We start from the raw sequence: 1,269 nt of genomic DNA, 5'->3' as shown, positions 1-1,269 counted from the left end.
GAGCCGCGGGGCGGGGAGCCCGGCGGTCGTCGCGGCGGCCCCTCCCGCTGCGGCCGGTGGCCGGTGGGCGCGCCCTCGTGGCCGGTTCGCCCCGCACCGGGCGTGCCGTGGTTGGTTTCACAGCGCATGTTCATGCGATGCGCCCCGCCGCGCGCCTCGGAGCGCACGTTGCAGTGCGTAGCCACCCCGTCGCGGCGCCAGGGCGGCGTGCGGTGGCGCCGGCGGTACGCGGTCCGGCCCCGGGCGGTCGCCGGGCGGTGTCAGGTGTCAGACCGCGGTCGGCGGTGGCAGCGGCACCGGCAGCACCGGCAGCCCGTGGGCGCCGCGCGCGCTCGCGATGACGGCGGCGAGGAAGCCACCGGCCCTGGGCGAGGCGCGCTCGGTGAGCCAGTCGTCGGTGATCTCGCAGACGCTGACGCCGGACTCGGTGCCGCGCAGCACCAGCGGCAGCGTGTGGACGACGGTGGAGGGGAAGCTCAGCACCCGCCGGCCGATCGGGCCGGTGCGCGCGACCAGCTCCAGCGGCAGGTCGGGACGGACGATCTCGACCCCGGCGAGGGCGGCGACGCGCTTCAGCTTCTCCGGGCCCTCCTTGCGGTGGGCCAGGTAGCGGGTCACGCCGTATTCGGCGGCGAGGGAGGCGACGGCACCGAGGTAGCGGTCCTCGTGGATGATCCCGGTCTCCACCAGGGAGGTGCCCACCAGGTCGGACCCGCCGGTGATCTGCGGCGGCCCGAACCGGCCCCGGGTCCACGCCAGCTCGTTGCGGCGGACGGTGACACCCGCCGGGTGCTCGACGGGCATGGCGGTGAAGACCTCGACCTCGCGGCCGTCCACCGGGCTGAGCCCCCGCAGCGCGCGGCGGGCGACGGGGGCGAAGAGCGCGGCGCGTGCGCCGCGGGGCGGCGCCGCACGGTGCCAGCGAACCAGCGGTTCGCCGCGGGAGAGCTGAGCGGTGAACTCCATGGTCGCCGTGCCGTCGTCCACGACGACGACGCGGCGGGTCTCGGCCCCGGCGAGGAGCAGCTGTGCCCAGCGGGAGAAGGGGTCGCCGATGACCAGCCGGTCCGCGGTGCGCAGCCGCCGGGCGAGCGCGGGCCAGGCGCCGGGGCCGGCGGGGCCCCGGACCTCGCGCCAGAGCAGCTGGTGGCCCTCGTCCCGGGCGAGACCGGACATGCGGAGCAGTTGGCCCCGAGTGGTGGCGTTGCGCGGCGGGAGCACGACGACGGTCAGCTCGCCGGGGGCCAGCGGAGCGGCGGCGGCACCGGC

The 1,269-nt window shown here is 77.7% G+C and carries 1 protein-coding gene; it reads right to left on the bottom strand.

What is annotated here, in order from left to right:
- Nucleotides 1–267: 267 nt before the first annotated feature.
- Nucleotides 268–1,269 (bottom strand): hypothetical protein (locus HCJ92_RS24130; RefSeq protein ID WP_338054365.1); only part of this gene is annotated, 1,002 nt, incomplete at its 5' end.

It is taken from the genome of Streptomyces spiramenti (assembly GCF_012034385.1).
In the GTDB taxonomy this organism is placed as follows: Bacteria; Actinomycetota; Actinomycetes; order Streptomycetales; family Streptomycetaceae; genus Streptomyces; species Streptomyces spiramenti.
Note: the sequence above shows the minus strand (reverse complement) of the source record. Positions and strands in the feature narration are given on the sequence as shown.